The organism is Acidobacteriota bacterium, from assembly GCA_012517875.1.
Classification (GTDB): Bacteria; Acidobacteriota; JAAYUB01; order JAAYUB01; family JAAYUB01; genus JAAYUB01.
In genome coordinates, this window is sequence record JAAYUB010000026.1 from 1 (window position 1) to 25,735 (window position 25,735).

21 protein-coding genes are annotated in these 25,735 nt (G+C 65.1%); 12 read left to right on the forward strand and 9 right to left on the reverse strand.

The window, feature by feature from the left end:
• Nucleotides 1-35: 35 nt before the first annotated feature.
• On the reverse strand, nucleotides 36-1,970 hold the full coding sequence (locus tag GX414_03485; GenBank protein NLI46146.1) for a hypothetical protein: 1,935 nt from the start codon (nucleotides 1,968-1,970) through the stop codon (nucleotides 36-38).
• A gap of 123 nt (nucleotides 1,971-2,093) precedes the next feature.
• The gene (locus tag GX414_03490) at nucleotides 2,094-3,449 is read right to left on the reverse strand and encodes a serine dehydratase subunit alpha family protein (GenBank protein NLI46147.1); all 1,356 of its coding nucleotides are present in this window, start codon (nucleotides 3,447-3,449) and stop codon (nucleotides 2,094-2,096) included.
• 154 nt (nucleotides 3,450-3,603) lie between these two features.
• Between GX414_03490 and GX414_03495 the strand changes: the two genes are divergently transcribed.
• On the forward strand, nucleotides 3,604-4,686 hold the full coding sequence (locus tag GX414_03495; protein ID NLI46148.1) for a DUF1786 domain-containing protein: 1,083 nt from the start codon (nucleotides 3,604-3,606) through the stop codon (nucleotides 4,684-4,686).
• A gap of 33 nt (nucleotides 4,687-4,719) precedes the next feature.
• On the opposite strand, the gene GX414_03500 is transcribed toward GX414_03495, so the two are convergent.
• Nucleotides 4,720-6,201 (reverse strand): hypothetical protein, encoded by a 1,482-nt coding sequence (locus GX414_03500; protein NLI46149.1) that lies wholly within the window; start codon nucleotides 6,199-6,201, stop codon nucleotides 4,720-4,722.
• 203 nt (nucleotides 6,202-6,404) lie between these two features.
• On the opposite strand from GX414_03500, the gene guaA reads away from it, so the two are divergent.
• On the forward strand, nucleotides 6,405-7,940 hold the full coding sequence (guaA, locus tag GX414_03505; protein ID NLI46150.1) for a glutamine-hydrolyzing GMP synthase: 1,536 nt from the start codon (nucleotides 6,405-6,407) through the stop codon (nucleotides 7,938-7,940).
• 90 nt (nucleotides 7,941-8,030) lie between these two features.
• On the opposite strand, the gene GX414_03510 is transcribed toward guaA, so the two are convergent.
• The 3 genes from GX414_03510 to GX414_03520 all read right to left on the reverse strand — a co-directional run bounded on the left by GX414_03510 (nucleotide 8,031) and on the right by GX414_03520 (nucleotide 9,296).
• Nucleotides 8,031-8,405 (reverse strand): diguanylate cyclase, encoded by a 375-nt coding sequence (locus GX414_03510; GenBank protein ID NLI46151.1) that lies wholly within the window; start codon nucleotides 8,403-8,405, stop codon nucleotides 8,031-8,033.
• Nucleotides 8,402-8,728 carry a DUF134 domain-containing protein gene (locus GX414_03515; protein NLI46152.1) on the reverse strand — a complete coding sequence of 109 codons (327 nt, stop codon included), beginning with the start codon at nucleotides 8,726-8,728 and terminating at the stop codon, nucleotides 8,402-8,404. Before GX414_03515 ends, GX414_03510 begins: the two co-directional genes overlap by 4 nt.
• 109 nt (nucleotides 8,729-8,837) lie before the next feature.
• Nucleotides 8,838-9,296, reverse strand: coding sequence for a porin family protein (locus tag GX414_03520; protein NLI46153.1), 459 nt, complete (start codon nucleotides 9,294-9,296; stop codon nucleotides 8,838-8,840).
• Nucleotides 9,297-9,649: 353 nt separating this feature from the next.
• Here GX414_03520 and GX414_03525 point away from each other — a divergent pair, with 353 nt between their 5' ends.
• From GX414_03525 to GX414_03560, 8 genes are all read left to right on the forward strand, one after another.
• Nucleotides 9,650-11,902 (forward strand): penicillin acylase family protein, encoded by a 2,253-nt coding sequence (locus tag GX414_03525; GenBank protein ID NLI46154.1) that lies wholly within the window; start codon nucleotides 9,650-9,652, stop codon nucleotides 11,900-11,902.
• Nucleotides 11,903-11,952: 50 nt separating this feature from the next.
• Nucleotides 11,953-12,843: a D-alanyl-D-alanine carboxypeptidase gene (locus GX414_03530; GenBank protein NLI46155.1), complete on the forward strand. Its 891-nt coding sequence runs from the start codon at nucleotides 11,953-11,955 to the stop codon at nucleotides 12,841-12,843.
• Between the two features lie 31 nt (nucleotides 12,844-12,874).
• Entirely contained in the window at nucleotides 12,875-14,494 is a 1,620-nt protein-coding gene (locus tag GX414_03535; GenBank protein NLI46156.1) for a tetratricopeptide repeat protein, read from the forward strand.
• Between the two features lie 397 nt (nucleotides 14,495-14,891).
• The gene (locus GX414_03540; GenBank protein ID NLI46157.1) at nucleotides 14,892-16,400 is read left to right on the forward strand and encodes a PLP-dependent aminotransferase family protein; all 1,509 of its coding nucleotides are present in this window, start codon (nucleotides 14,892-14,894) and stop codon (nucleotides 16,398-16,400) included.
• Between the two features lie 20 nt (nucleotides 16,401-16,420).
• Nucleotides 16,421-17,650 (forward strand): PLP-dependent aminotransferase family protein, encoded by a 1,230-nt coding sequence (locus GX414_03545; GenBank protein NLI46158.1) that lies wholly within the window; start codon nucleotides 16,421-16,423, stop codon nucleotides 17,648-17,650.
• Between the two features lie 25 nt (nucleotides 17,651-17,675).
• Nucleotides 17,676-18,467 (forward strand): PhzF family phenazine biosynthesis protein, encoded by a 792-nt coding sequence (locus GX414_03550; protein NLI46159.1) that lies wholly within the window; start codon nucleotides 17,676-17,678, stop codon nucleotides 18,465-18,467.
• A gap of 120 nt (nucleotides 18,468-18,587) precedes the next feature.
• Nucleotides 18,588-19,649 carry a threonine aldolase gene (locus GX414_03555; GenBank protein NLI46160.1) on the forward strand — a complete coding sequence of 354 codons (1,062 nt, stop codon included), beginning with the start codon at nucleotides 18,588-18,590 and terminating at the stop codon, nucleotides 19,647-19,649.
• Between the two features lie 11 nt (nucleotides 19,650-19,660).
• On the forward strand, nucleotides 19,661-19,990 hold the full coding sequence (locus tag GX414_03560; GenBank protein ID NLI46161.1) for a multidrug efflux SMR transporter: 330 nt from the start codon (nucleotides 19,661-19,663) through the stop codon (nucleotides 19,988-19,990).
• 51 nt (nucleotides 19,991-20,041) lie between these two features.
• On the opposite strand, the gene GX414_03565 is transcribed toward GX414_03560, so the two are convergent.
• Complete coding sequence (locus GX414_03565) at nucleotides 20,042-21,286, reverse strand: adenosine deaminase family protein (protein NLI46162.1); 1,245 nt, start codon at nucleotides 21,284-21,286, stop codon at nucleotides 20,042-20,044.
• Nucleotides 21,287-21,384: 98 nt separating this feature from the next.
• On the opposite strand from GX414_03565, the gene ffh reads away from it, so the two are divergent.
• Nucleotides 21,385-22,950: a signal recognition particle protein gene (ffh, locus tag GX414_03570; protein NLI46163.1), complete on the forward strand. Its 1,566-nt coding sequence runs from the start codon at nucleotides 21,385-21,387 to the stop codon at nucleotides 22,948-22,950.
• Nucleotides 22,950-24,506: an oligosaccharide flippase family protein gene (locus GX414_03575; protein ID NLI46164.1), complete on the forward strand. Its 1,557-nt coding sequence runs from the start codon at nucleotides 22,950-22,952 to the stop codon at nucleotides 24,504-24,506. Before ffh ends, GX414_03575 begins: the two co-directional genes overlap by 1 nt.
• 69 nt (nucleotides 24,507-24,575) lie before the next feature.
• Here the strand turns inward: GX414_03575 and GX414_03580 are convergent, their stop codons facing one another.
• Together GX414_03580 and GX414_03585 are read right to left on the reverse strand one after the other, a co-directional pair.
• A complete protein-coding gene (locus tag GX414_03580; protein NLI46165.1) occupies nucleotides 24,576-25,049 on the reverse strand; it encodes an Rrf2 family transcriptional regulator in 474 nt (157 codons plus the stop codon).
• Between the two features lie 52 nt (nucleotides 25,050-25,101).
• Nucleotides 25,102-25,710 carry a threonylcarbamoyl-AMP synthase gene (locus tag GX414_03585; GenBank protein ID NLI46166.1) on the reverse strand — a complete coding sequence of 203 codons (609 nt, stop codon included), beginning with the start codon at nucleotides 25,708-25,710 and terminating at the stop codon, nucleotides 25,102-25,104.
• Nucleotides 25,711-25,735 lie beyond the last annotated feature (25 nt).

The window sequence follows — 25,735 nt, forward strand, 5'->3', positions numbered from 1 at the left end:
GGCTTCGTTGTAAACCGGAATCAGCACAGATAGCTTCATGGACCGACCCCAGGCGAAACGGGCGACGGCGCAACACCGATCCCGACCGGTGGAGGTATGGCGAACAGCTTGACCGGCCCGCGGGTATGAATTATCTGCAGGTAATGGTCCTGGAATTCCGGTTTGAAAAATTCTGACACGCGTCGGCGGTCCACGTCGGGCGTCAGCCAGTCGGTGTTGACGATGACGTGGGTCAAGCGCGCACGGTGGCACCGGGTGAGGATGACCTCCGGATCGTGCTCGGTGCCGGCGAATGCCCCTTCCTTCGAAAAGGCGTACAGCAGCGGCCAGCGGCTCCAGTAGGCCGCCGCATCAAACGAGAGCAGCCGCACCGAACCGGTCAGATTGCGGTTGGCCCAGTCATAAACCGGAAAAAATGGATTCCGGGCGGCAAGATACTCCTCGCGTGGCATGATCCCCACTGCTGTCTTCAGTTCGGCCGCCCCCACCCGGATCTGAAAGGAGACGCCGGGATGCACCCATGGATAGACGAGCGGTGACAAGTATGCGAGCTGGAGCGCCAGCCCCACTCCCCAGGCAATCTGGAAAGCGCGGCCCCAGCGTTCACCCAGAACCAGCGGCCGCAGAATCAACCAGGCGGCCAGCGGCAACACGGGCAGCAGGTAGCGGATCTCCTGGGCGGTGAAGAACCAGACCAGCGTACCGAACCCGAAGGACAAGGCGAACCATCGGTCCCAACCCGAGCTGCGCCGCCACCACAGCGCCAGCAGGGGCAGGGCCAGGAATACCAGCGGCCCCGGACCGCCCCGGAACGCTTCGGGGTGGATCAATAGATTCCAGGGCAGGGCGGCCAGCGCGCTCCATTCGCGTCCGAAACCGAAAGCGAGTTGTTCCCGGCGCACCTCGGCCACGATCGATGGCGTGATCAGGTCAGAGTGGAAACCGGGCAAGGGTATCGGGAAGAGCGGATTTCCTGTCAGGAAATACGTGCGGAACAGCCATGGCGCGACAATCAGGACGGCCAGGGCGCTGAAGATGCCGGCGTGGAGAAGCACGTCGCGTCGCGGACGGCGCAGGAAGGCGCCGAACACGAGCACCGCGCCCGTCAGCCAGCCCAGCCACGGCAACGCCGTGAGCTTGGCAGTCAGTGCAAAACCGGTGAAGATGGCGGCTAAGGTCAACCAGCCTTCTGTACCAAACCGGCGCCACCTGAACAAGCACAAGATCGCCGCAAACAGAAACAGCGTCACACCCAGATCGGTATAGGCCGAGGACATCTCCCACATCACCACAGGCAGCACCAGCCAAAAAGCCGCGAACAGCCAGGTGCCTCCGGGTTCGAGCCGCTCCTCCACAAACACGCCGGGCAGCAGCGCGATCAGGGCACCCAGGCAGAAATGCAGCAGCTTCGCGCCGATTTCTCCGCCCGCCAACCCCGCCGCGCCGAAGAGCGCGGCAATGGCGTTGGGAATGTACGCGTTCCAGTTGCTGGGTTCCACCGGCAACACCCCGGTGGCGGCCAGCTCGCGGGCCAGCCAGAGATGAGTGCGCAAGGCGTCGAAATTGAGTTCCGGCACAAAGCACAGCAGGAACGGCGCACCGAGCAGCACCAGGGCCAGCGCCGGCCAGCGGCCGTGATCGCACAGGCATGCCCACACCGGCCGGCCCGGCTGACCGCGCTGCCCCCACCACCAGAACCCGACGGCCAGCGCCGCGACCACCGGCAGCCGCACCAGGCCCACCAGTGACAGGCCGTAGAACAGTTGGGCCATGGCGCCCAGTCCCAAGGCAGTCTGGAACGCGAACGTGAAGGCGCTGTGACGCCGGGGATGCTCCTCGACCGGCAGGATGAACCCTTCAATCCGGGCACCCAAGCCGCGGCAGCCCGCCACCAGGACGGCGACCCAGGCCAGGGCGAACCCGGACTGGATAACGGCTGGCAGAGCATTGAGCCAAGGCAGTGGAGTCATCTCCCGGTCCCCGCAGAATCAAGTCTCCGGCGATCGACCCGGCCTGCGCCGCTGGCGGCAACATCTGTCCTGCTGTCGACCGGTCCAGCGCCCCCCCGCTGTCCGGTTGCCCGTCCGCGTCACTCAGCGGCGGGCCTTTTCGTCCATGATCTCGATGATCTTCCGATCCACGGCCCGCATGGATCGGCTCAGTTCCGCCAGGTTACGGATGGTGGCTTCGGGTGTCAGCGCGACGATGCCGTCATCCGCCGACACCTCCATCTGTTTCATGGCCATCTGGGCCGCGCGGGTGGCCATATCCGCCGAGGAACTGACTTTCAGCGCGCAGCCCGGCTTGGCGCCGTCGCAGATCATCCCGGAGAGCGTGGCCGCCATGATCTTGACCGCCCGTCCGATGTCCGTGACATCCCCGCCCATCGCGTAGGTGATGCCGCAGGCTGCCCCGATCCCGGCCTTGATGGCCACGCCGCAGAGCGCGGACAGGTAACCCACGTGCAGGGTGATGTGCATGGTGACCAGGTGGGCCAGCGCCACCGCCTGAACCAGCCGGTCCTCCGGCAGGCCCGCACTGCGGGACCAAGCCACCACCGGGATTGTCGCGATGATTCCCTGGTTGCCGGATCCCGCGGAACTCATCACCTCCAACGGGAAGCCGGACATGCGGGCATCACTGCCCGCCGCCGCGACGCTGGAGACGTGATGGGGCAAGTCGACGTGGTCGTCGGTGTCGCCGCCGGCGCCATGAAATCCCGCGCCCAGGCCCAACGGTTCGATCAACCCGGCCTCGCAGACACGCATGTTCAGCGCGATGGTCCGGCGGATCAGCTCCACAACCGGATTTGGCAGATCAGCCACCAAGGCGACCATCTCGCTGAACTGCATCTGGCGCAACGTTTCCAGGTCCGCGTCGGCCGATCGGTTCCCGGTGGCCTCGGGCTGATCGCGATAGGTTTCCCGGCCACCGGCAAGCAGGCGCACGATGTGCGTGTGTCGGTCCTGGATGCTGCAGCCGCCGGCAAGAATATCCGGTCCCCGCTGAAAGCGGACTTCCGCCTCGATGTACAAGTCGACCGGCGGCAGGTTTTCGTCGACAGTCACCGAGACGCGGCCTTGGTCGATGAGCCACCGGGCCTGGCCGACCGTGGCGTCGTCCACCTGGTTGAACAGTTCCAGTTCCAGCAGCGGATTGCAGAAGGCGCCCAGCGCCGCCGAGATGTAGATGCCCTTCAATCCCGGAGCATTGGGGATCGGAATAGCATATGCGTTCTTGTAGATGCACGGGGTGACCCGCACCGTGATATCCCGGATGTCTGCGGCCCTCAATCCGGACACCGGCAGGTCACGTTGCCCCACCACCCAGCCGCCGGCGGCCTGGACGGCCGAGCCGACCGCCAAGGCCACCGCCACCGGTTCCGTGCAACCGAGAGCCGGTTTCAGAATGGCATGAAACAGTTTTTCCAAATTGATCGGTCCGCTCATCCGGGCCTCGTGCTGACGATATCGATCATTGCGTCCAAGAGTCGTTATTGTACCGGCATGCCCCCCGGGCAGCAACCATTTCTTCCGGGCCGGGGCGAGCAGCCGGACCGCCGTCTCTTGGCGGGTGAATCCGGTTCGGCTATAATCCAATTCCATGGACCCTGCCGTTTTCTGTGACCTCGGACTGATGGTGACGCCGCGCGCGTCCCGCGTTCTGCTTCAATCCGGGACCAGCGCCGGCATCGAACTGCGTCTCACCGGTTACGCCGAGCGACTATCCGAACTGCTCCGAACCTGCTGCGAGGAACGAGTGCCGCCCCATCTGGGCGGCATGCTCCCACTGGCGGTGGAGCATGTGGATGCCATCCGGCTTCTGGCGGGGGCGGACATCCCCATCTGGGCCGACCGCGAATTCCAGCTGCAGCTGGAGCGGCTGTTTCCCGGCACCGATCTGCCGCTGCGTACCGCAGCGCATCCACCGGCCGCGACATTCCCCGTCAATCCCTGGACTCTCGTCCGGGATCCGGTGTGGCGGCTGCTGGTGGAACTGGCCATCCCGCTTCCCCGGCGGCTGATCCTGGCGGTGGAGGAACCGTGGATGTCGTTGCATCGGTCCCGCGATCAGGCCGGCGACCTGTTCAGCCATTTTTTGGACTCGGGCGGCGCCGCGGCCGACCTGGTACATCCCGCCGTTCAGCCTTATCCGTCCTTGGCCTGGGGTCTGAGCCGGGTCTTCTCGAACAGCCTCTTCGTCGCCCCGCCGGCGGCCGCACTCATCGGACTGCAAGCCGGTCATCCCCTCCTGCATCCGGCCCAGCCGGCGCGCTGGTTCCTGGTGCACGCCGGTGTCGCGATCACCACCGTCTGGGTGCTCAAGGGATCGCAAATCCGGGCGGGGCTGGCGCACCGGACCGACCGACTGACACCCGCCAAGCTGGGCGACTATCTGATCCAGCTGGCCAGCGGCCACGATCTCAACAGCGAGGTGCGGCTCGACGGCGGGTTGTTCGCCGCTACTCGACTCCTGCCGGAAGAAGAGGGCCCCTGGCGGCCGGTGATCGTAACCGGTCCCGGTGCCGAACCGTTGGCTCTCTGCGCCGACGGTTGGCCCCCGGAGCTGTCCGGCCGGGACTGGGAGGCCGAGGGCCTGCGTCTTCTCCTGGCCCGTCCCGGCTGCCGCGCCGTGGCTCGCCCACCCGGCGCGGACACGCTCCCGCCAGACGGATCGGTCATCTGACCCCGCTGCCACTCCTGACCAACCGACTGCAGGTCAGTCCGCCTTCGACGGCGGGGGTATCTCATAATTCACGTTGACCTGAACCTTCTGATAGTCGCTGAACCGGGAGACCACCCGGACATTGACACCGGAAACCAGCAGCACCCTCGCGGCGATGTTGCCGTCGGTGAGATGCGGCAACCACACCTCGCCGGCCACCTTCCGCTGTTCCACCAGAAAGCGTGTGTTCGGCGCGACCGAGGCCAGCAGCCCCCCGCCAATCTTGAACTTGTCCGTAAGCCGCGCCTCGACCCGGGCGACCTCCCGGGCGTCCTCGTCCACCCAGATGGTCCCGGCCAGTTTGCCGAGAAGGGTCTCCGTCTGGCTGCGCGGCTTGAAATCGGCTCGCGGCTCGAAGTCGAAGGCGATGACTTCCTGGCCATGCAGCTGCTCCCGTCGGAGCGAGTGGATCTCCGCAGCCCGAAGAAAGATCAGCACCGCGTCTTCCTCAGCCGCCGATCCGCGCCGTTTGGATTTCCTGTCCGAATCTTTGATCATCTTCTCGACCTGTTCCGCGACGCGCTTGTCCTCTTTTGCCTGTTCCTTGGCTGACAAGGGCTTGCCGTTCTTGCTCACCAAGCGTTCTACAAACGCCCCGTTCACCGGCGTCACGTCGTAGGTCGTGGCTTCTGTCTTTTTGACACGACCGGATCCATCCATCTCCTGAACCGTCCGGTTCTCGCGGAACGTGTACCGCTCCCGCATACGGGCGTTCTTCTCCTGGTTGGCGGAGATCTCCCGCAGCAGCACCGCCGGATCAGGCAGCGGCCGGCCGCCGGCCTCGGCTGGAAAACGGAATGTCTCAGCGGCCAAACCTGAACCATGGCTGACGCGCGCCAGCGTCACACGGAATTCACCGGCCGGACCCTGATACGCCAGGGCGTATGGCTCCAACACACCGTCCACGCGACGGAAATCATCAAACTGCCACGACTCCGTTCCCGCATCCGTCCGGCGTTCCTGCCGAAGGAGCAGATAGTTCGCGGAATCGAACACAAGGGTGACCGTCTCCTCACCCTGCGTCAGGTCGACGGCGACCGCGGCCCGGTCCTCCACCCGAACGGTGCGTACCGTCGGCCCCAGCCGGATCCGGTGGCGGGACAGGTCCCCCAGCCGCGCGGCGGTCAGCAGCGCCCGCAGGCGCAGCGCCGCGGCGTCTCCGCCGACCAGTGTCCGGAGCCCCGCCGCATCCCGCCGCCAGGCGGACATGCCGTTGTAGCATTCGGTAAAAGCGACCGCACCCAGCTCCACGTCCAGGCGGTACCGGTCCGGCACCGACATCCGCAACGCGAACCGACCGGTGCGCCCGTCGGGAGCGACGGCGGTACCCGACCACTCCGTCGCCCGCACGGCTTTCACGGCTTTTCCGCCGATGGCCGTCCGATACTTGTCGATGATCTTCCCGGGTGACTGGGCGCCGAGCGCGAGCGCCAGACTCCCAATGCCCAGCAAACAGGCAACCAGCAAACGTTTCATCTTCCCTCCGGTTTCCTTTGCACGTTAGACCGGTGATTCAGATTCAGGCGTCCACCGGAAAGTTCACCGGAGCCGATTTGATCTGTCCCGGCCGGGTTTGTTAAGATGCACTGTATCGCAGGTCGCCGGCAACCGCAAGCTTCGGGGCGGGTCCCGGGCGGCGCTCCGGCCACCGCCGAACACCGTCTACCGGGAGCGATCGCATGAAGCCACGCCACGAGATCCTGATCCTGGATTTCGGTTCCCAATACACGCAGCTGATTGCCCGTCGGATCCGCGAGTGCCGTGTCTACTGCCAGATCGTACCCTTCAACGTCTCTCTAGACGCGGTTCGGCGGCGCCCGGTTAGCGGCATCGTGCTGTCAGGCGGACCCATGTCGGTGCTCCACCCGGACAGCCCCCTCTGCGATCCCGGCGTATTTGAGCTGGGCGTGCCCGTGCTGGGCATCTGTTACGGGCTCCAGCTCGCCGCCCGGTTGCTCGGCGGCGAGGTGCGGCAGGGCACCTGCCGGGAGTATGGCCGGGCCGTGATCCGGCGGATCGGCCAGACTCCGCTGCTAGACGGAGTCCCCGATGAAACCGTCGTCTGGATGAGCCACGGCGACGATGTCCGGCGGCTGCCGCCGGGTTTCCGGGCGGTTGCGGAGTCGGACCAGACGATCGCCGCGGCTGAACATTCCGACCGGCGCTGGTACGGGTTGCAGTTCCATCCCGAGGTGGCGCATACCCGCGAGGGGACGCGGATCCTTCGGAATTTCCTGTTCACCATCTGCGGCTGCCGGCGATCCTGGTCGCTGGCCTCGTTCGCCGGAGAGCAGGTGCGCCGCATCCGGGAGCAGGTGGGCGCCGGCCAGGTGATCTGCGCCCTGAGCGGCGGTGTGGACTCCACCGTGGCGGCGACACTGGTCCACCAAGCGGTGGGTCGTCAGCAACTGTGCCTCTTCGTGGACAACGGGTTGCTGCGGCAGGCCGAATTCACCGCCGTGCTGGAGCGCTACCGGCAACTGGAGCTCAACGTCGTGCCGGTGGATGCCGCCCGCCGCTTCCTCGCTGCGCTCGCCGGGGTGGCCGATCCGGAAGCCAAGCGGAAAATCATCGGGCAGCTGTTCATCGAGGTCTTCGAAGCGGAAGCCCGCAAATTGGGCCGGGTGGACTTCCTCGTCCAGGGCACGCTCTATCCTGACGTCATCGAGTCGGTGTCGGTTCGGGGCCCGTCCGCGGTCATCAAGAGCCACCACAACGTGGGCGGCCTGCCCGACCGGATGAATCTGAAGCTCATCGAACCGCTCCGAGAGTTGTTCAAGGACGAGGTGCGACGGCTGGGCCGCCGCCTAGGCATCCCCGACACCTTCATCCAGCGGCAGCCGTTTCCGGGACCCGGTCTGGCGGTGCGCCACCTGGGACCGGTGACTCCGGAAGGCCTGGACATCCTCCGTCGCGCCGACGGCATTGTGCTCGACGAGATCCGCGCAGCCGGTCTGTACACGAAGCTGTGGCAGTCGTTCGCCGTGTTGCTGCCTGTCCGCAGCGTCGGCGTGATGGGTGACGAGCGGACCTACGAATACACCGTGGCCGTGCGGGCGGTCAAGAGCGAGGACGGGATGACCGCCGACTGGGTCCGCCTGCCCTATGCCGTGCTGGAACGAATCTCCACCCGCATCGTCAATGAGGTCCACGGTGTCAACCGCGTGGTGTACGACATCAGCGCCAAGCCGCCCAGCACCATCGAATGGGAATGATCTTGCAGCCAGCGACGCATCCGCTTGCCGGTTGTCCCGTCTCACCCGATCGAAACCGTCACTCGTTGTTTCGGCGCCAAACCCGCCGGCTCAATGATCGTGACCGTGCCCGTGGTGGCCACAGGCTGTCTCACGGGTGATTGGAACCAAGCGTCCGGCGGCGAAAGCTACCAGCGCCTCCGCCACCGTGGAATGCTCGGCCCGGAACACCTGGATGTTGGCCGACTGAAGCTTGAGGCAGGCGCCCCAGCCGATACCGCCCACCACCAGTGCCTCGACCGATTGGCCCGTCAACGCGGCCAGCGGCTGGCACATGCCGTGGGCGTGGTGCTGATCGGCGTTGACCACCGCTTGCGTGGCGCGCGTTTCGGTATCCACAATCAGAAAGACAGGCGCAGACCCGAAGTGCGGGCACAACGGGCTGTTCAGACCTCGGTTTTCATCCACCGGGAAACAGATGTTCATGATGAGACCTCCTGATCTTCCGGATCGGACAAGATCAAAGCACAACCCTCCATGAGCGCCCGGGCGACTTTGTACCGGGCCCGCCACACCAGCCGCTGCACCGTGCCACGCGAAACGCCCATTCGGCGCCCGGCGGCATATTGTGAGAGCCCAAGCAGATCGCACAGGCGCAACGTCTCCAGTTCGTCCTGAGCCAGATGGATGGGCTCCAGGTCACGCAGAGGAATACGGGTGGGCTTGAAAGCGCGGCCGCCATACGGGCAGCCGCAGTGTCGGGGTTTGCAGGGACGGGGGCTCACGGGTGATCGCCTTGTTATGTGCATATGCACATAACAAGAGTAGACCAGGGGCCGGCTGTTGTCAACACCTCATGTCGAGATTGATGGGTTGCCTGAAATGGCTCGCGGAACTGCCGGTCGGCCGGGGTGGCAATCAGAACGCCAAGACCACGCCACCGCGTAGCGAGTTGGTCCAACCGGCGTCATCGTCGTGGACATAGGCATACTCGATCCGGCCGGCCACGTTGGGCAGGATGAATACCTTGGTCCCCACACCCAACTGGAGGTGGATGAGATTGTGGGTACCCGCCAGACCGTAGAATTTGAACCGGCCCGGCAGCGGGGCCTGCAACAGCGCGTTGAGATTGAGCCAGGTGTCGGAGTTGGGATCGTCGCTGCAGTGTTCCACCCCGCCCTCCACCATGAGATAGGGCAGGACATGCCGGCCGTAGTTGAATCCAACCAACGTGGCCGACCAGTCGCCGTAGAGGTCGGATACCCCCGCCCACACGAAGATCTCATTGTCGCGGTCTCCGAACAGAATGGACTGGGCCGGGGCGGTGCCGGCCGCGGCCGCCAGCAGCAGAATCACCAGTAATGCGCGTTGGACCATAGAGCCTCTCTTCGCCCGGCCGAACACTGGCTACGCCGGTTGCAGCGACGGGCACGTTATGCAAGATGGACGAATTTTATCACACTGCGCCTCGGCATCCGGGCAGTGCACTTTTCGGTTGCATCCCGTCCACCAGACCCGCTACCATCTGACCCATGAGCACCGCCGCCGAACCGCCTCCGCCACCTCGCCCTCGACGGGCTGTACGGCGTCTGATCCGCCCCATCTTTCTTTGGACCGCCTCTGCCAGCGTATTTGTCGTCGGCTCGTTTTTCGGCTGGGCTTGGTTTACCGTGCGCGGCAGTCGCCCCGTTCTGAACGGAACAATCGCCGTAGCTGGACTGAACCACCCGGTGACCGTGTCACGAGACGCCCGCGGGGTTCCATGGATACGCGGCGGCTCCCGGGTGGATGTCGCGCGCGCGTTGGGCTTCATTCACGCCCAGGAGCGCTTCTTCCAGATGGACCTGCTGCGGCGGCAGGCGGCCGGCGAACTCGCCGCCCTGCTGGGCGGCCAGGCGCTGGAATGGGATCGCCAGGCCCGCAGCCACCGGTTTCGGAGCCGGGCGAAAGCCTCGGTGGCCGCCGTGCCGCCCGTCGACCGCCGCCTCATCGACGCCTATACCGCCGGCGTCAACGTCGGTTTGACCTCCCTGAGCGCCGCACCGTTCGAGTACCTGCTCCTGCGCGTCGAGCCCGAGCCGTGGCGGGCGGAAGACACAATGCTGGCGCTGGTGGCGATGTTCTTCGCTCTGCACGACACCAGCAACCGGATGGAGTCCGACCTTGCCGTCATGGCGGACAAAATTCCACCCGCACTGCTCCCTTTTCTGGCGCCACCGGGAACCACTTGGGACGCCCCGCTCCAGGGCGGCAGCATGCCCGTCCCCGATCTGCCTTCCGCCGACCTTCTCGATCTCCGCCGCCGGCCACCGGCTCCAGTGCAGGCGAATCGGTGGACTGCCCCGCTCGATCCCTGCTTCGGCAGCAACAACTGGGCGGTTGCGGGACAGAGGACGTCTCACGGTGGCGCCCTCCTGGCCAATGACATGCATTTGGGATTGCACCTCCCGAACACCTGGTATCAGGTCGCCATGGTCTGGCCGGCCAACGACGGCGAACGGCAGGTGGCTGGCGTCACCCTGCCCGGGACGCCCGCCTTGGTCGTCGGCACCAACCGCCGGGTCGCGTGGGGATTTACAAACAGCTACGGCGACTGGCTGGACTGGGTGATTGTGCATCCCGATTCCGGGGACCCCGGCCGCTACCTCACGCCGGCAGGTCCACGGAAGTATGAGAAAATCGTGGAGCGCATAGCCGTGCGGGGCGGTGCGCCGGTTGACCTGGAGGTCGTGAACACAATCTGGGGACCGGTAGTGGGCCGCGACCACCGCGGCCGGCCGCGCGCTCTCCGGTGGACCGCCCACGAGCCGGACGGAATCAACCTCCGACTCCTGGACCTCGAAAACGCACAGACTGTCGACCAAGCGATCGAGTGGGCCGCCCGCTGCGGCATCCCGCCTCAGAATTTTGTGTGTGTGGATGCTGCCGGGCGGATCGGCTGGACCATATGCGGCCGGATCCCTCGCCGCGTGGGCTTCGACGGGCGGCGGCCGGTTTCTTGGGCTGACGGCACCTGTCGGTGGGACGGGTGGCTGCCGGCAGCGGAATACCCGCGCCTGGTTGATCCGCCGTCCGGGATCATCTGGACCGCCAACAACCGTGTGACGGCGGGCGGCGATCTCCTTCGCATCGGCGATTCGGGATACGATCTCGGCGCCCGGGCCCGCCAGATCCGCGACGGCCTGGCCGCCATATCCGCGCCGGACGAGGGGGCCATGCTGCGCCTCCAGTTGGACGACCGGGCGGTGTTCCTGACCCGTTGGCGGGATCAGGTGCTGGCGCAGCTCACACCAGAGGCGGTAACCGGTCATCCGGGTCGCGCCGAGTTCCGGCGGCTGGTCCAGCACAACTGGAACGGACACGCCAGTACCGACTCCGCCGGATATCGCCTGGTGCGGGCTTATCGCCTGACGCTACTGGAGCAGGTGTACGGCTGGTTCATCGCCCCCTGCCGCGCCGCGGATCCGGATTTCGGCGAGTCGGGTCGCAGGCAGTGGGAAGATGTGCTGTGGCGCCTGGTGACGGAGCAGCCGCCTCACCTCCTCGACTCCCGGTACCGCGACTGGCCCGCGGTCTGCCTGGCCGCGGTGGACCGGGTGGTGGCCGAGCTGACAGCCGGCGACCGGTCGTTGGCGGCGTGCACGTGGGGTGACCGGAACAACGTGAAAGTCCGCCATCGCCTCAGCGGGGCGGTCCCGCTCCTGGCCGAGTGGGCAGACATGACCCCGCGCCCGCTGCCGGGTGACTCACACATGCCCCGGTTCCAGTCACCCGGCGCCGGCGCCTCCGAGCGGTTGGTGGTTTCCCCCGGCCGCGAAGAGAGGGCGATCTTCCACATGCCGGGCGGTCCCAGTGGCCACCCGCAATCCCCTTACTACGGCGCCGGCCATGCCGACTGGGAGGAAGGATGTCCTACGGCCCTGCTGCCCGGACCGGCCCGTTGGATTCTGACTCTGACGCCTGCGGCGACACGGCCGGATTGATTGTCCCCCTCGCCCCACCCGGCCTCGCCGCCGCACCGAGGAGCGAAATTTTGCGCCGGATGTTCGGTAATCTGCTGTTTGTTCTGGTGCTGCCGGCGATGCCGATCCTCAGCGGCACACCGCCAGCCCCGGCGGCGCGCCCGTCGACCGGCGCCTTGCCCGCAGCAGCCCCTCCCGGAATCCGCTCGCCGGCGGCCATAGTCGCCGACTTGAACACGGGCCGGGTGCTCTACTCCAAAGAGGCCGATCAGGCCCGGCCGGTGGCCTCGCTTACCAAGCTCATGGCCGCCCTCGTTCTCGTCGAGTCCGGATTGGATTTGAACACATCCCAGACCATCACCAAAACCGATCACCGCTTGGTGAAGCGGGGCGCCCCGTCGCGCCTGCGCTCCGGTTGCGCGTACACTCACCGCGACCTGCTGCACGCCGCCTTGATGGTATCCGATAACGTCGCCACAGTCGCACTGGGCCGTTCCATGGGTTGGACACCCGAGGCGTTCGCCCACCGGATGACGCTCCGGGCGGTGGAAATGGGCCTGAGTCACACGCGATTCACGGATCCGACCGGTCTGGACGCGGGCGATGTGTCCACCGCGCGGGAGATGCTCGCCATCCTGCAGGCAGTGCTCAATCAGCCGGTCCTTCAGTCAACCTGCCAGAAAGAGCTGTACGTCATTATCCCGGTCAGCGGCAAGGGTCACCCCATCCTGTACCGGCACACCGACGCCTATATCCGCCGCCACCCCTGGGACATCCTGGGTGCCAAGACGGGCTACACCCACCCGGCCCAGTACTGTCTGGCCATCGGCGCGGCGCTGGACGGACGCCCCATCGGCATGGTCTTCCTGGGCGCCATCGGCGACCTGACCCGTTTCGGCGACTACTCGCGCGTCATGCGCTGGCTCACCAAGCAGTCCAGACCGCCAGCAGTCACCGGTTGACCCGAAAGGCTGTATCGGCTGGAGGTTGCATTTGGCATCGACATCCACAGGAGCGACCGCTCCGGAAAATAATGCGCTAGCTTCCGGTCGTCGCCACCCGGCTCGCACAGCGTTGGCCCTTCTGCTGCTGGCCGGCTCCGTGGTCGTCGTGTACATACAGGTCTGCAATCACAGCTTTATCAATTTTGACGATCACGGATATATCACCGAAAACGAGATCGTGAAGGGCGGTCTTTCCTGGAATGGGCTGGTCGCCGCGCTCCGATCCTTCAAATGCTCAAACTGGCATCCGCTGACGTGGCTGGCTCACACGGCGGACTATGCGTTGTGGGGTGATTGGGCGGGCGGGCACATTCTTGGCAACATCTTTCTTCACCTTGTCACCACGTTGCTGGTGTTCGTATTTTTCAGACGACACAGCGGCAAGTTCTGGCCGTCATTCTGGGTAGCGTTGGTGTTCGGTGTTCATCCCGCGCATGTGGAATCCGTCGCCTGGGTTTCGGAGAAAAAGGACGTGTTATGCGCCCTGCTCGTTTTGGCAACGCTGCTGATTTACGGGGAGTATGCGCGCAAACGGAAACGACGGGCCTGGTGGGGCGCGCTGGGCGTGTTCGTTCTGGCTCTGATGGCCAAACCAATGGCGGTCACCGTGCCGTTCCTGTTGTTGTTGCTCGATTTCTGGCCGTTGCGGCGTGTCGGGCGGGCGGGTACTCCCGCTAAGGACGGGGTGGAAGGCATCGGCGGGATGAGCGGGGTGATCGGTTTGGATCCGCGGCTGTGGTCCCTGGTGGGGGAGAAGATTCCCTTCTTCATGCTCAGCGCCATCTCCGCTTTCCTGACGCTGATCGCCCAGGAAGGCGCATTACAACGCGGGTCGGATATCTTGCTGGCGGACCGGATCGCCAACGCCGGCCTGTCGATCTGGAAGTACATTTTCAAAATGGCGGCGCCTGTTGACCTGGCATTTTTTTACCCGTATCCAGACAGCCCCCCGCTGGCTCTGTCGTTGTCGGCGCTGGCTGGCTTGATTGCGGTGACGGTCCTCCTGTACCGCCTTCGGCAAGCTCAGCCGGCCTTGCTGGTGGGCTGGCTCTGGTTTGTCGGAATGCTGATCCCGGTGATCGGGTTGGTTCAGGTAGGTGTCCAGGCCATGGCCGACCGCTATACCTATCTGCCATCCATCGGATTGAACGTAACCGTCGTCTGGGGGGTGGCGGCTCTGACGGCCCGCGGCCGGCGGGTGCTCGTCGTCGCGCTGGCCGGCGGGACTCTTTGCCTGGTGTACGCTGTGAGCGCCCACCGGCAGGTCGGCTACTGGAAAGACAGCGAAACGCTGTACCGGCGGGCGCTGTCCGTGAACGCCGCCAACAGCGAGGCATGGTTCAACCTGGCCGTGTATTATCATCAGAACAAGCGCCATGACGAAGCCGAATCTTGCTATCAGCGCGGCCTGCAAATCAATCCTGATGACGCCAACGGCAATTACAATTACGGCGTGCTCCTGATCGAGACCGGCCGCCTGGACGAGAGTATCGCCTTTCTGGAAACGGCTTGCCGGCTCAACCCCCGATATGCCAAGGCGAACTTGCTGCTCCTGCTGGCGCGCACCGAGCAGGCCAAGCGCGGGTCAGACCTGCCGGCCCACCCGTGACGACATTCGCCCCAGCACCTCCCGCATCAATCCACACCAATTAGTTAATGCGGACGGAGGCCGGCTCGGCTATACGAGAGGCGACTCGAGACACGGCATCGAATCCGCCCGCCGCATCAACATGTATCATCTTTTCAACACGCTCGACCATCCCGCAATCCCCAGAGGCGTTGTGCCCCCACGCATCGAATGCTCATGGGCCATTCAATGTCTCGCTTGCTACTCAGCCCAGACATCCAAATGATCGCCATAAACAAGAAATTGGTACCCTCAAACAGACCAATTGGATGGTACAGATCGTTCCGAATTGGCCCTTGTGCGCCCAAAAATGATTCCATATAATCCAAATTGGACTGATCCAATTGGATAAATACTTGGTTTTGCCGTGGAGCCGCCCATGGAACTGACTATCGACCGAACCAGCGCCGTGCCCATTTACCGACAGATCGTGCGGCAGGTGCGCGGCATGATTCTGGGGGGCACGCTGCCGGACGGTTTCCGCCTGCCTCCTGAGCGCCGGCTGGCCCAGGCCCTTGGCGTCAACCGCAGCACGGTGGTCACCGCCTACGACGAGTTGCGGGCCGACGGGCTTGTCGACGCCCACGTGGGCCGCGGTACCGTGGTGGTCCGCCATGCCCAGCCGGTTGCCGCGGCGCCCACCGGCGGTGAGCTGCCGTGGCCGCAGCTTTTTCGCGAAGAAACTTCGCGTGCCCAAGACCCGCTGGTGCGCGATCTGCTGGCCCTCACCGAGCGGGACGATGTGATCAGCCTTGCCATTGGGCTGCCGTCGCCCGAACTGCTCCCCCTGGACCATTTCATTTCGATCCTCGGCGAGCTGGCTGCCGAAACGGGACCGGCGCTTATGCTCCACTGCCCCACCGAGGGGCTCACGGCACTACGCGAAACGTTGGCCGGCTGGCTGGCGGCGCGCGGCATCCCGTGCAGCCCCACTGAAGTATTGATTCTGTCCGGCTCCCAACAGGGACTGGACCTGGCCGCCCGGGCGCTGGTGGAGCCCGGCGACACCGTGGTGGTGGAGGAACCGTCATACTTCGGGGCGCTGCAGGTCTTCCGGTCCGCCAGGACCCGACTGGTGGGCGTACCCGTCGACGCGGAGGGGCTGCGCACCGACATTCTGGCCCGGGTGCTGGAGCGCGTCCGCCCGAAGCTCATATATACTCTGCCCACATTTCAGAATCCATCGGGTGCGGTGATGAGCCTGCCCCGGCGACGCGAGCTGCTGGCGCTGGCGGCCCGCCACGGCGTGCCCATCCTCGAGGACGATCCGTACTCCGAACTCCGCTACGAGGGCACCATGGTGCCGTCGCTCAAGGCGCTCGACAGTGGCGGGCACGTTCTGCATCTAGGCACCTTTTCCAAGATCCTCTTTCCCGGCCTGCGCCTGGGGTGGATCGTGGCCCCGCGGCCGGTGGTCCGCCGTCTGACCCTCCTCAAACAGGCCATGGATCTGCACTCCAACACGCCGGGCCAGTACGTCCTGGAGCGCTTCATCCGCCGCAGTCTGATGAACGAGCACCTGCATCTGCTGCGGCGGGCCTACACGCAGCGCCGGAACGCGATGGAGGAGGCACTCCGCCGCCACGCCGACACCCGTCTCACCTGGCTGAAGCCGGCCGGCGGATTTTATTTTTGGTGCCGCCTGCCCGAAGGCGTGGAGCGCTCCCTGCTGCTGGCCGCGGCCACCGAGCGCGGTGTGGCCTTCCTGCCGGGGTGGGCCTGCTACGCCGAGGAACCGGGCGAGCCGTACCTGCGACTGAACTTTTCATACCCCCCGCCGCACCAGCTCGCGGAGGGGGTGGACCGATTGATGGCCGCCATCCGGGCGGCTACTCTGCCGGCCGGCCGTCGTTCCGCCGCCACGGTGGGCACCCGGCCCATCGTCTGATTCGACAGGAGGAAGACACCATGTTGACACCACTGGCCGAACGCATGAACGGCATCAGGGCTTCGGAGATCCGGGAGCTCCTGAAGTTCACCGCGCGACCCGAGGTCATCTCGTTCGCCGGCGGTCTGCCGGCGCCAGAGCTGTTCCCCGTCCGTGAAATCGAGGCGGCAGCGGTGTCCGTTCTGGAGCTCGAGGGGGGCCGGGTGCTCCAGTATTCCTCCACCGAAGGCGATCCGCGTTTGCGCGAGATCATCGCCGCCCGGATGAACCGGGTGCAGGGAACCTGCCGCACCGCCGGCGAGGTGCTCGTTACCACCGGCTCCCAGCAAGGTCTCGACCTCACCGGCAAGATCTTCCTAGACGCCGGTGACGTGGTCTTGTGCGAGAGCCCCACCTACATCGGGGCCATCCAGGCGTTTTGCGTTTTCCAACCCCGCTTCGTCGAGGTGCCCACCGACGATGGCGGCATGATCATCGAGGAGCTGGAACGACGCCTCGCCGCTGAGCCGCGCGCCCGAGTGATCTATGTCGTCCCCGATTTCCAGAATCCCACCGGTCGCCGCTGGCCCACGGCGCGGCGGCGGGCGCTGCTCGAGGCGGCGGCCCGTCACCCGGTAGTCGTGATCGAAGACAGTCCGTACGCCGAGCTCACCTTTGACGGCTCGCCGCTGCCGGCGATACAGTCCATGGACGAGCGGGGGCAGGTGATCTATCTCGGCACGTTCTCGAAGACCTTCTGTCCGGGCTTACGGCTGGGCTGGGTGGCCGGACCCAAGGAGTGGGTAGAGAAATACGTGCTGGTGAAGCAGGGCGCCGACCTGCACACCTCCACTTTGCCCCAGCGATTGTTGCAGCTCTACCTAGACCGATACGACTTCGACGCCCACATCCAGCAGATCCGCACCCTTTACCGCCGCCGCTGCGCCGTCATGTTGAAAGCGATGGACCGGGCTTTCCCGCCGGGCGTCCGCTACACCCGACCCCAGGGCGGCCTGTTCCTGTGGGTGGAGCTGCCGGAGCAACTCAACGCCCGCGATCTGTTGACGGCCAGCCTAGCCGAAAATGTGGCCTTTGTTCCGGGGGGGGCGTTCTTCCCCAACGGCGGCCACGAGCATACAATCCGACTCAACTTCTCCAACATGCCGGAGGAGCGGATCTGCGAAGGTATCCAGCGGCTGGCACGGGTGATCCGCGACTCCCTGGCCGCCGCACCCGTTGCAGAAACCGCTTCGGTCGACGCCCGGGCATGAGTGACTTTCTCACAAGGTAACAGACATGACCCAACCCATTTACCAGGCCGATGCGTTCACCGCCGAGCCCTTTGCCGGCAATCCGGCCGGTGTCTGTCCGCTGAAAACCGGCCGGCCCGACACATGGCTTCAAGCCGTGGCACAGGAGATGAACCTGTCCGAGACCGCCTTCCTGCTGCCTGCGACAGACGGCTTTCGCCTGCGCTGGTTCACACCCACGGTGGAGGTGAACCTGTGTGGACACGCCACCCTGGCCAGTGCGCACATCCTGTGGACGGAAGGGTACGCCGACCCGGCACGGGAGCTCCGCTTCCACACCCGGAGCGGACTCCTCACCGCCCGCTCCGACGGTGACTGGATCGAGCTGGACTTTCCCGCCCGCACGGAGAATCCCGTGGAGCCGCCGGACGGCCTCGAGGAAGCGTTGGGCGTCCGAGTCGCCTATGCGGGGCGGAATGTGGACGATCTGGTGGTCCTCCTGGAGAATGAAGACGCTGTCTGGGCTGCCCAGCCCGACTTTGCCGCGCTGCGCCGGCTGCCCGTTCGAGGCGTGACCGTCACCGCGGCCGCCGATGACCCACGCTTCGACTTCGTGTCCCGGTTTTTCGCCCCGGCGGTGGGCGTGAACGAAGATCCGGTCACGGGCTCGGCCCATTGCTGTCTGGCGCCCTTCTGGCGGGCTCGCCTGGGCAAGGACGCCATGACCGGTTTTCAGGCCTCGACACGGGGCGGTGTGGTCCGGGTTCGGGTGGCCGGCGACCGCGTCAAGCTGAGCGGGCAGGCGGTCACGGTGATCCGCGGCACGCTGACAGACTAATCCTCGGCACTTTCCGCCATCATCTTTGCCCATCAGCACGCCACATCGGTTGGGGGTGGCGATCCATGCCCAACTGTGCTGAAATAGCCTGTTACGCAACCAGTTTTTCGAGGAGGCATCATGACGGAGCGGTTCATCGACCTGCGGTCCGACACCGTGACCCGGCCGACGCCGGCCATGCGGCAGGCCATGTTTACGGCCGAAGTGGGCGACGATGTCATCGGCGAGGACCCCACCATCCACCGGCTGGAAGCGCTGGCCGCGGAAATGACGGGCCGGGAGGCGGCACTGTTTGTCCCCAGCGGCACTTTCGGCAACCAGGTGTGCATCATGACCCACTGCCGGCCCGGCCATGAGGTGATTGTGTCGGAGCTGGGACACATCGTCCAGCACGAGGTGGGCGGCGCCGCGGTGCTCTCCGCCGTGCAGCTGCGGACCATCTGGCCGCGGGGGAGCGCCATCACCTGGGCGGAGATCGAGCCGCGCATCCGGCGGGGCGACGACATCCACTTCCCGGACACCGGGCTCATCGCACTGGAAAACGCCGTCTGGGACGGCACCGTCCAGCCCCTCGAGGAAATGGCGGAGATCCACGAGAATGCCCGTCGCCTCGGCATCCCCGTGCACCTGGACGGAGCCCGGATCTTCAACGCCGCCGCCAGCCTTGGCGTGCCGGCTGCGGCGATCGCCCGCCTGGCCGACTCAGTCATGTTTTGCCTGTCCAAGGGGCTGGCCGCTCCGGTGGGTTCCATAGTGGCGGGCGACGCCGATTTCATCCACCGCGCCCGCAAGATGCGCAAGCTCATGGGTGGCGGCATGCGCCAAGCGGGGATCCTCGCCGCCGCCGGCATCGTGGCGCTGACGGAGATGGTACCGCGGCTGTCCGACGATCACCGCCAGGCGCAGCGGCTGGCGGCGGCCTTGGCCGCGCGGCCGGAGTTGGAGCTGGCTCCGGACCGGGTGGACATCAACATGGTGTTCGTCCGTTTCCGGACCGGTTGCGGCGCGGAGCCCGAAGCGCGATTCGTCGCGGCACTGCGCCGTCGCGGCATTCTGACCTACCCGCCGGAGGGCGGTCGGGTGCGTTTTGTCATTCACCACGACGTAACCGCCGCAGACATCGACTGCGTCATCACCAGCCTGGACCCGGCACTGGCCGAAGTGCGGGCCGGCCGCTGCTAGGGGAGGGCGCCATGGCCTGGATCTACCTGCTCATCGCCGGCGGCTGCGAGATCACCTGGGCGGTGGCCCTCAAGTACAGCGTCGGATTCAGCCGTCCCGTTCCCAGTGTCATTACCGTGGTGGTGGGGCTGCTCAGCCTGTTCTTCCTGTCGCTCGCCGCCCGGCAGATTCCTCTCGGCACCGCCTATGCCATCTGGACCGGCATCGGCGCCGTGGGTGCCGTGGCCGCCGGGGCGATCCTCTTCGGCGAGCCCGTGGGATTGGGTCGCGGGTTCTTCATTCTCCTGATCGCCGCCGGAATCGTCGGCCTGAAGCTGATGGATGCACCGGTACGGGCCTGAGCTCTCCGGAGCGTCAGGCGGATCGCCCATCCGCCGGCGGGGCAAGAAGCGTCATACTTCGCCGCCGCCCAGCGTCTCGGGCAGATGCTGCCGCTGCAACTCTTCGTAATAGTTGATCACGGAGCGGACGTAGCGGCGTTTCTCCTCGTAGGGCCCTGGATAGAAACTCCGCTTGAAACCATAGACCAGCAGATCCTTGAGCTCCTTCGCCGTGATGGGAAAGTGTTCCAGGGCCAGGCCCAGCTCCCGGCACATGGTGGTCCGGGAGACCAGGCGGTTGTCGGTGCACAGGGTGCAGCTCAGGTTGCTCGCCCGCATTTGTCCAAAGGAGTGTTCCGCCAGGTTGTGGATCTGGGGGTTTGTCTGCAGGTTGCTCGAGAGGCAGACTTCGATGGTGATCCGCCGGTCGGCGATGTACTGGCTGAGCCGGTTCACATAATCCCGCCGGTCGGCGATCTCCGGCGAGCGGATCATGTCATCGCTGAACAGGAAGCTGCCGTGACCGATCCGGTCGGCGTGGCACTCGGTGATGGCCTGGAAGATGCTCTCCGGGCCATAGGCCTCGCCTGCGTGGACCGTCTTTTTCATGAAGTTCCGGTGGACGAAATCGTAGGCATCCTTGAAGTCCACCGCCGGGTAGCCGAACTCGTCGCCGGCCAGGTCGAAACCAACAATCGGCACGCCGCAGCGGTCGCGGATGTCCACCACCGCCCGCGCCAGCTCCACCGCCGCGAGCTGGAACACCTGCTTGGGCGGCGAGTAGCTGTGCAGCTCAAAGAACCGGCGGTAGAACTCCGAATAGACCGGTTCGAACTTGCGCATGGCACAGGCGATGATGCCGTAGGCGAAGCGCGGCTCCCGGCCGCTCCGGACGCCCTCGCTCCGGCTGTTGTAGTGGGCGGCCGCCCGCGCCAGCCCCCGGTCTACCGCCTGGAGCACCTCCTGGAAACCGAGGCCGGGATGCACGTGCAGGTGGGGGGCGAAGCGCACCTCGATGTAGCGAACCCCTTCGAGGATGTTATCCTCCATCAGCTCGTAGGCCACCCGTTCCAGTGACTCGGGATTCTGCAGCACCGCGACGGTGTACTGAAAACCGTGCAGGTATTCGGTCAGGCTGGCGTACTTTTCCTTGAACACCTGCTCGAACAGGCCGTCCACCGTGTCCGACGGCAATTGCACCCGGTGCTGGCGGGCCAGGTCAATCAGCGTCTCGGGCCGGAGGGAACCGTCCAGGTGCAAATGCACATCCGTCTTCGGCAGGAGACGGATCAGGTCGGCCGGGAGCTTCATGGGCACCTCAATCGGGGAAAATGGGACATTTATTGTAACCCATTCCCCCTGGCAGGCGAAATGTATTACAATGGCCATTCGATTCGCAGGAGGGCTGTGGCACCATGTTGGAAAGCTTGACCCAGGGATTCCGAACCCTCCGCCAGCGGCTGCAGGGGCTCGAGACTCTGTCCGAAGAAAAGATCGACGACGTGCTCGGCGACGTCCGGCGCTCGCTGCTTGAGGCGGACGTAGCCCTGCCTGTGGTCCGCAAATTCCTCGCCCAGGTTAAAGAGAAAGCCGTGGGCGAGATTGTCCAAACGCGGGTGTCTTTCCAAGACCAGAAAATGAAAGTCTCGCCCGCCGACGTCTTTGTCAAGATTTGCGAGGATGAACTCATCGGCCTGCTCGGACCGGTGGACACCTCCCTGCGCTTCCGCACCAGCGGACCGGCGGTGGTCATGCTGGTGGGCTTGCAGGGCTCCGGTAAAACCACCTCCGCGGCCAAGCTGGCCCGCCTGCTGCAGCGCCAGGGCCGTAACCCGATGCTGGTGGCCGCCGACGTTTACCGCCCCGCCGCCGTGGAGCAGCTGCGGGTGCTCGGCGAACAGTTGGGCGCGAGCGTGTTCATCCGCGACGGCCTCAGCCCTGTGCTGATTTGCAAGGAAGCGGTCCAGGAAGCGGTCAAGACCGGGCGCGACACCGTGATCCTGGACACCGCCGGCCGCCTGGCTATTGACGAAAACCTGATGCGCGAACTCGAGGACATCAAGCGCGAGACGCGTCCCGACAACATCCTGTTGGTGTGCGACGCCATGATCGGACAGGATGCGGTGCGGATGTCCGATGCGTTCAACCAGCGGCTGAACGTCGACGGCTTCATCATGACGAAGCTTGATGGCGACACTCGCGGCGGCGCTATCCTGTCGGTCAAGGAAGTCACCGGCAAGCCCATCAAATTCGTCGGCGTCGGCGAGCAGCTGGACCGGCTTGAGGAATTCCGGCCGGAAGGCTTCGCCTCGCGGATACTGGGTTTCGGCGACATCGTCGGCCTAGTGCGCGATTTTCAGGACGTCGTGGACCAGAAGCAGGCCGAGGAGGATGCCGTCCGGATTCTGCAGGGCGAGTTCAGCCTCAAAGACTTCGTGGACCAGATCAAGACCATCCGCAAGATGGGACCGCTCAACGAAGTGATGGAGCGCGTTCCCGGCATGTCTGACGCGTTCCCCAACGGCGTCCAGATGGACGAGGGCGAGCTGAACAAGATGGAGGCGATCATCGGCTCCATGACTCCGCAGGAGCGGCAGCGTCCCCAAATCATCAACCAGAGCCGGGCGGCCCGCATCGCCCGCGGCTCGGGTTACAAGCCGCACGACGTGCGCAATTTGATCGCCCAGTTTCAGAGCATGCGCAAACTGTTTGCCCAGATGGGCCAGTCCACGAGTTGGCTTGGCCGCATCCCGGGCCTGAAGAAGCTCGATCAGATGATGCAGATGCGCCAGATGATGGCCGAAGAAACCGACCTGGACACGGAAAGCCTCCTGGCCGGTCTGAAGAATCCCTTCAAGAAGAAGTTCCAGCCGGAATTCGCCACCAAGTCGCTGAGCGGCGACGACTGGAAGAAACTCAAGAACAAACGCAAGTCGGAGCGCAAGGCGCGAAAGGACCAGCACAAGAAAAAGAAGAAGTGATGTCCCAGCCGCCAGACCTGAACGCCGAGCAGCTCCCCGGCGTCGCCAAGGGCGCCGCATTCACCTTGGTGTTCGAATTCATCGACAAGCTGCTCGGTTTCGTCTTTGCCGTCCTGGTTCCGAAGCTGATCGGACTGGCCAATTTCGGCGTTTATAACATCGGCGTCTCCCTCACTCACATTTTCTCGACACTCTCGCTGGCGGGGCTTTCGCAAGGCGTGGTCCGCGACGGAAGTGTCCTCTATGAACACAGCCAATGGGGACGGTTGCGCGGCACGTTCCGGTTCGCCCTGACGGTGAGCGCCACCGCGGCGATCGGATTCGGCGCGTTGCTCGTCGTGTTCGCCCGCCCGCTGGCCGTCTTGTTGCTCCACGAAACCGGTCTGGCTTGGACTCTGTGGCTCGTCGGGATCGCCATCCCGGCCACCGCCGTCTGCGGCCTCCTGGTGCAGATGTCGCTGGCTCTCCGGGTGGTGCGGCACACGGCCGTCGTCAAGTATTTCTGCGAGCCGTTTCTGAAGCTGGTCTTCTTCACCGGGCTGTTCGCGCTGGGCTGCGGCCTCGGCGCGGCGCTGGGCGGATTCACTCTGGCCATGGTCGCCTGCGCCGCCCTCGCCGGGCTCCTGTTCTACCGACTCCTGCGGCGGGTGCCTCCGGCCCCGACCGAAGTCATCGACCGACAGCGGCTGCTGCTGTTCTCGCTTCCCCTCGTGGGTCCCATGATCATGGCCAACGTGCTCACCTGGGTCGACATCATCTTGCTGGGCGTCTATGCCGACAACTCGGTGGTGGGGCTCTTTTCGCTGGCGCTGAAGGTCGTGCTGATCCCCGAAGTCATCCCGCGCGCCTTCGCGGCGCCCACCACCCCCCGCATCGCCGCGCTGCTCGCGGACAACCGGCTCGGCGACTCCTGGAATCTCTACCGGGAGGTGGGCCGGTGGACACTGGGCTTGGCCCTGCCATGCTATCTGTTTCTCATCCTGCGGGCCGATCTGTGTCTGGCCATCCTGGGCCCCCAGTTCGTTCCGGGTTCCCTCTACATTGCCGTCCTGTCGCTCGGCCCCCTGCTGGTCGCCGGCCTGGGGCCCGCCGAAGCAACGCTGTCCATGGGCGGTCACTCCCGCCTGATGCTGATCAACACGCTGGCTGCATCCAGCCTGAATCTGGCGGCGGCGCTGGCGCTGGTGCCCCAGTTCGGTGCCCTGGCCATGGCGTGGATCATCTCCGGCACCTGGCTGGCGTACCGGCTGGCGATGGCCATGGAAGTGTATTTACTGTACGGCTTCTTTCCCGTCTCGCCTCGCGTTTTGTCCGTCACGCTGGCGGCGGTTCCGGCCGCGCTGTACCTGTACTGGATGCGCCGGGCGCCGCTGACGGCATCGATCCCGCTGGAGCTTGCGCTCGAGGTGACCATCTTCAGCCTCAGCTACGTTGCCGCTTTGCTCGTGCTGGCGGTGAACCGAGAGGACCGATTGGTGCTGGTCCGGATGATTCAGCGGATTCGGGACCACCTGGGAGAGCTGCGCCGGGGCCGGTCGTCGCGCAAGTTCCTCTGAGCCGCGTGCGGCGGTTGTCTTTCGATCGTGCTCTAAAGGAAGAAAGGCCGGCATGTCCGGCCCGAATCGTTATCGAGAGGCGGATTTTACTGACGGCTTGTTGTCGAGGTTGATTGCGTCGGGTTTGATACGGCCCGCAAGAACATCGGCGACCGTGATGGCCTTCATCTCCATCTGGACAATACGATTCAGCCGCTGCCACACCTGCCGGGCCGAGCAATGGGTATGGCGGCCACACTGCGGCTCATCCAGTTCCAGACACGGGACAAATTCCAGCCGGTCTTCGGAGGCGGCCATGACCTCCCAGACGGTGATTTGATCCGGGGGCCGGGCCAGGCGGTACCCGCCGCCGGGTCCCCGCAAGGCTTGAACGATCTTCGCTTCGCGCAACCGGATGAGAATCTGCTCCAGATAGTCCTGGGAAAAGCCCTCGCGTGCCCCGATGTCTTTCCGACGGACGGCCCGCTGGTGGTCGCCTTCCTGATGGCAGGCGATGTCCAGCACCGCCCGTAGTCCATATCGGCTCTTGGTCGTGATGTTCATGCGGTTCCCCCGTCGGACTCCGTCCGGGCTGTCGCGCGCCAGGCGGCCGGCATCAGGCCAGAAACGAGATGTCGCCGGCCCCCTCGCGCACCACTTCGGGGGACGGCCCGGTCAGATCGATCACCGTGGACGGCTCGGCGTAGATCTCCCCGCCGTCGATCACCAGATCGATCACCCCCTTCAGGCGATCGTGAATCTCGTTGGGATCCTGCATGTTTTCCCCGTAATGGGGATGCAGCGACGTGGAGATGATAGGGTTCTCCAGCTGTTCGGTCAAAGCGAGGCAGATCTCATTCTTCGGGATGCGGATGCCCACCGTGTGCCGTTTGGTGAGCATGATCTTGGGCACGATGTTGTTGGCTTCCAGGATGAACGTGTAAGGACCGGGCGCAACGCGCCGCATGATCCGGTAAGCGAAATTGCTGATGATGGCGTACTGGCTGGCCATCCGGATGCTGTCGCAGATGAAGCTCATCGGTTTGTGGCGGTCCTCGTCCTTGATGCGATACAGCTGGTTGATGGCCTTCTTGTCCAGGATGGAGCAACCGATGGCGTACACGCTGTCGGTGGGATAGGCGATCACGCCGCCACCCCGTAGGATTTCCGCGGCGCTCTGGATGTGCCGGAGCTGGGGCTGGTGCGGGTTGATTTTCAGCAGCATGAATCGGCCTCGCGCGCGTGTAATT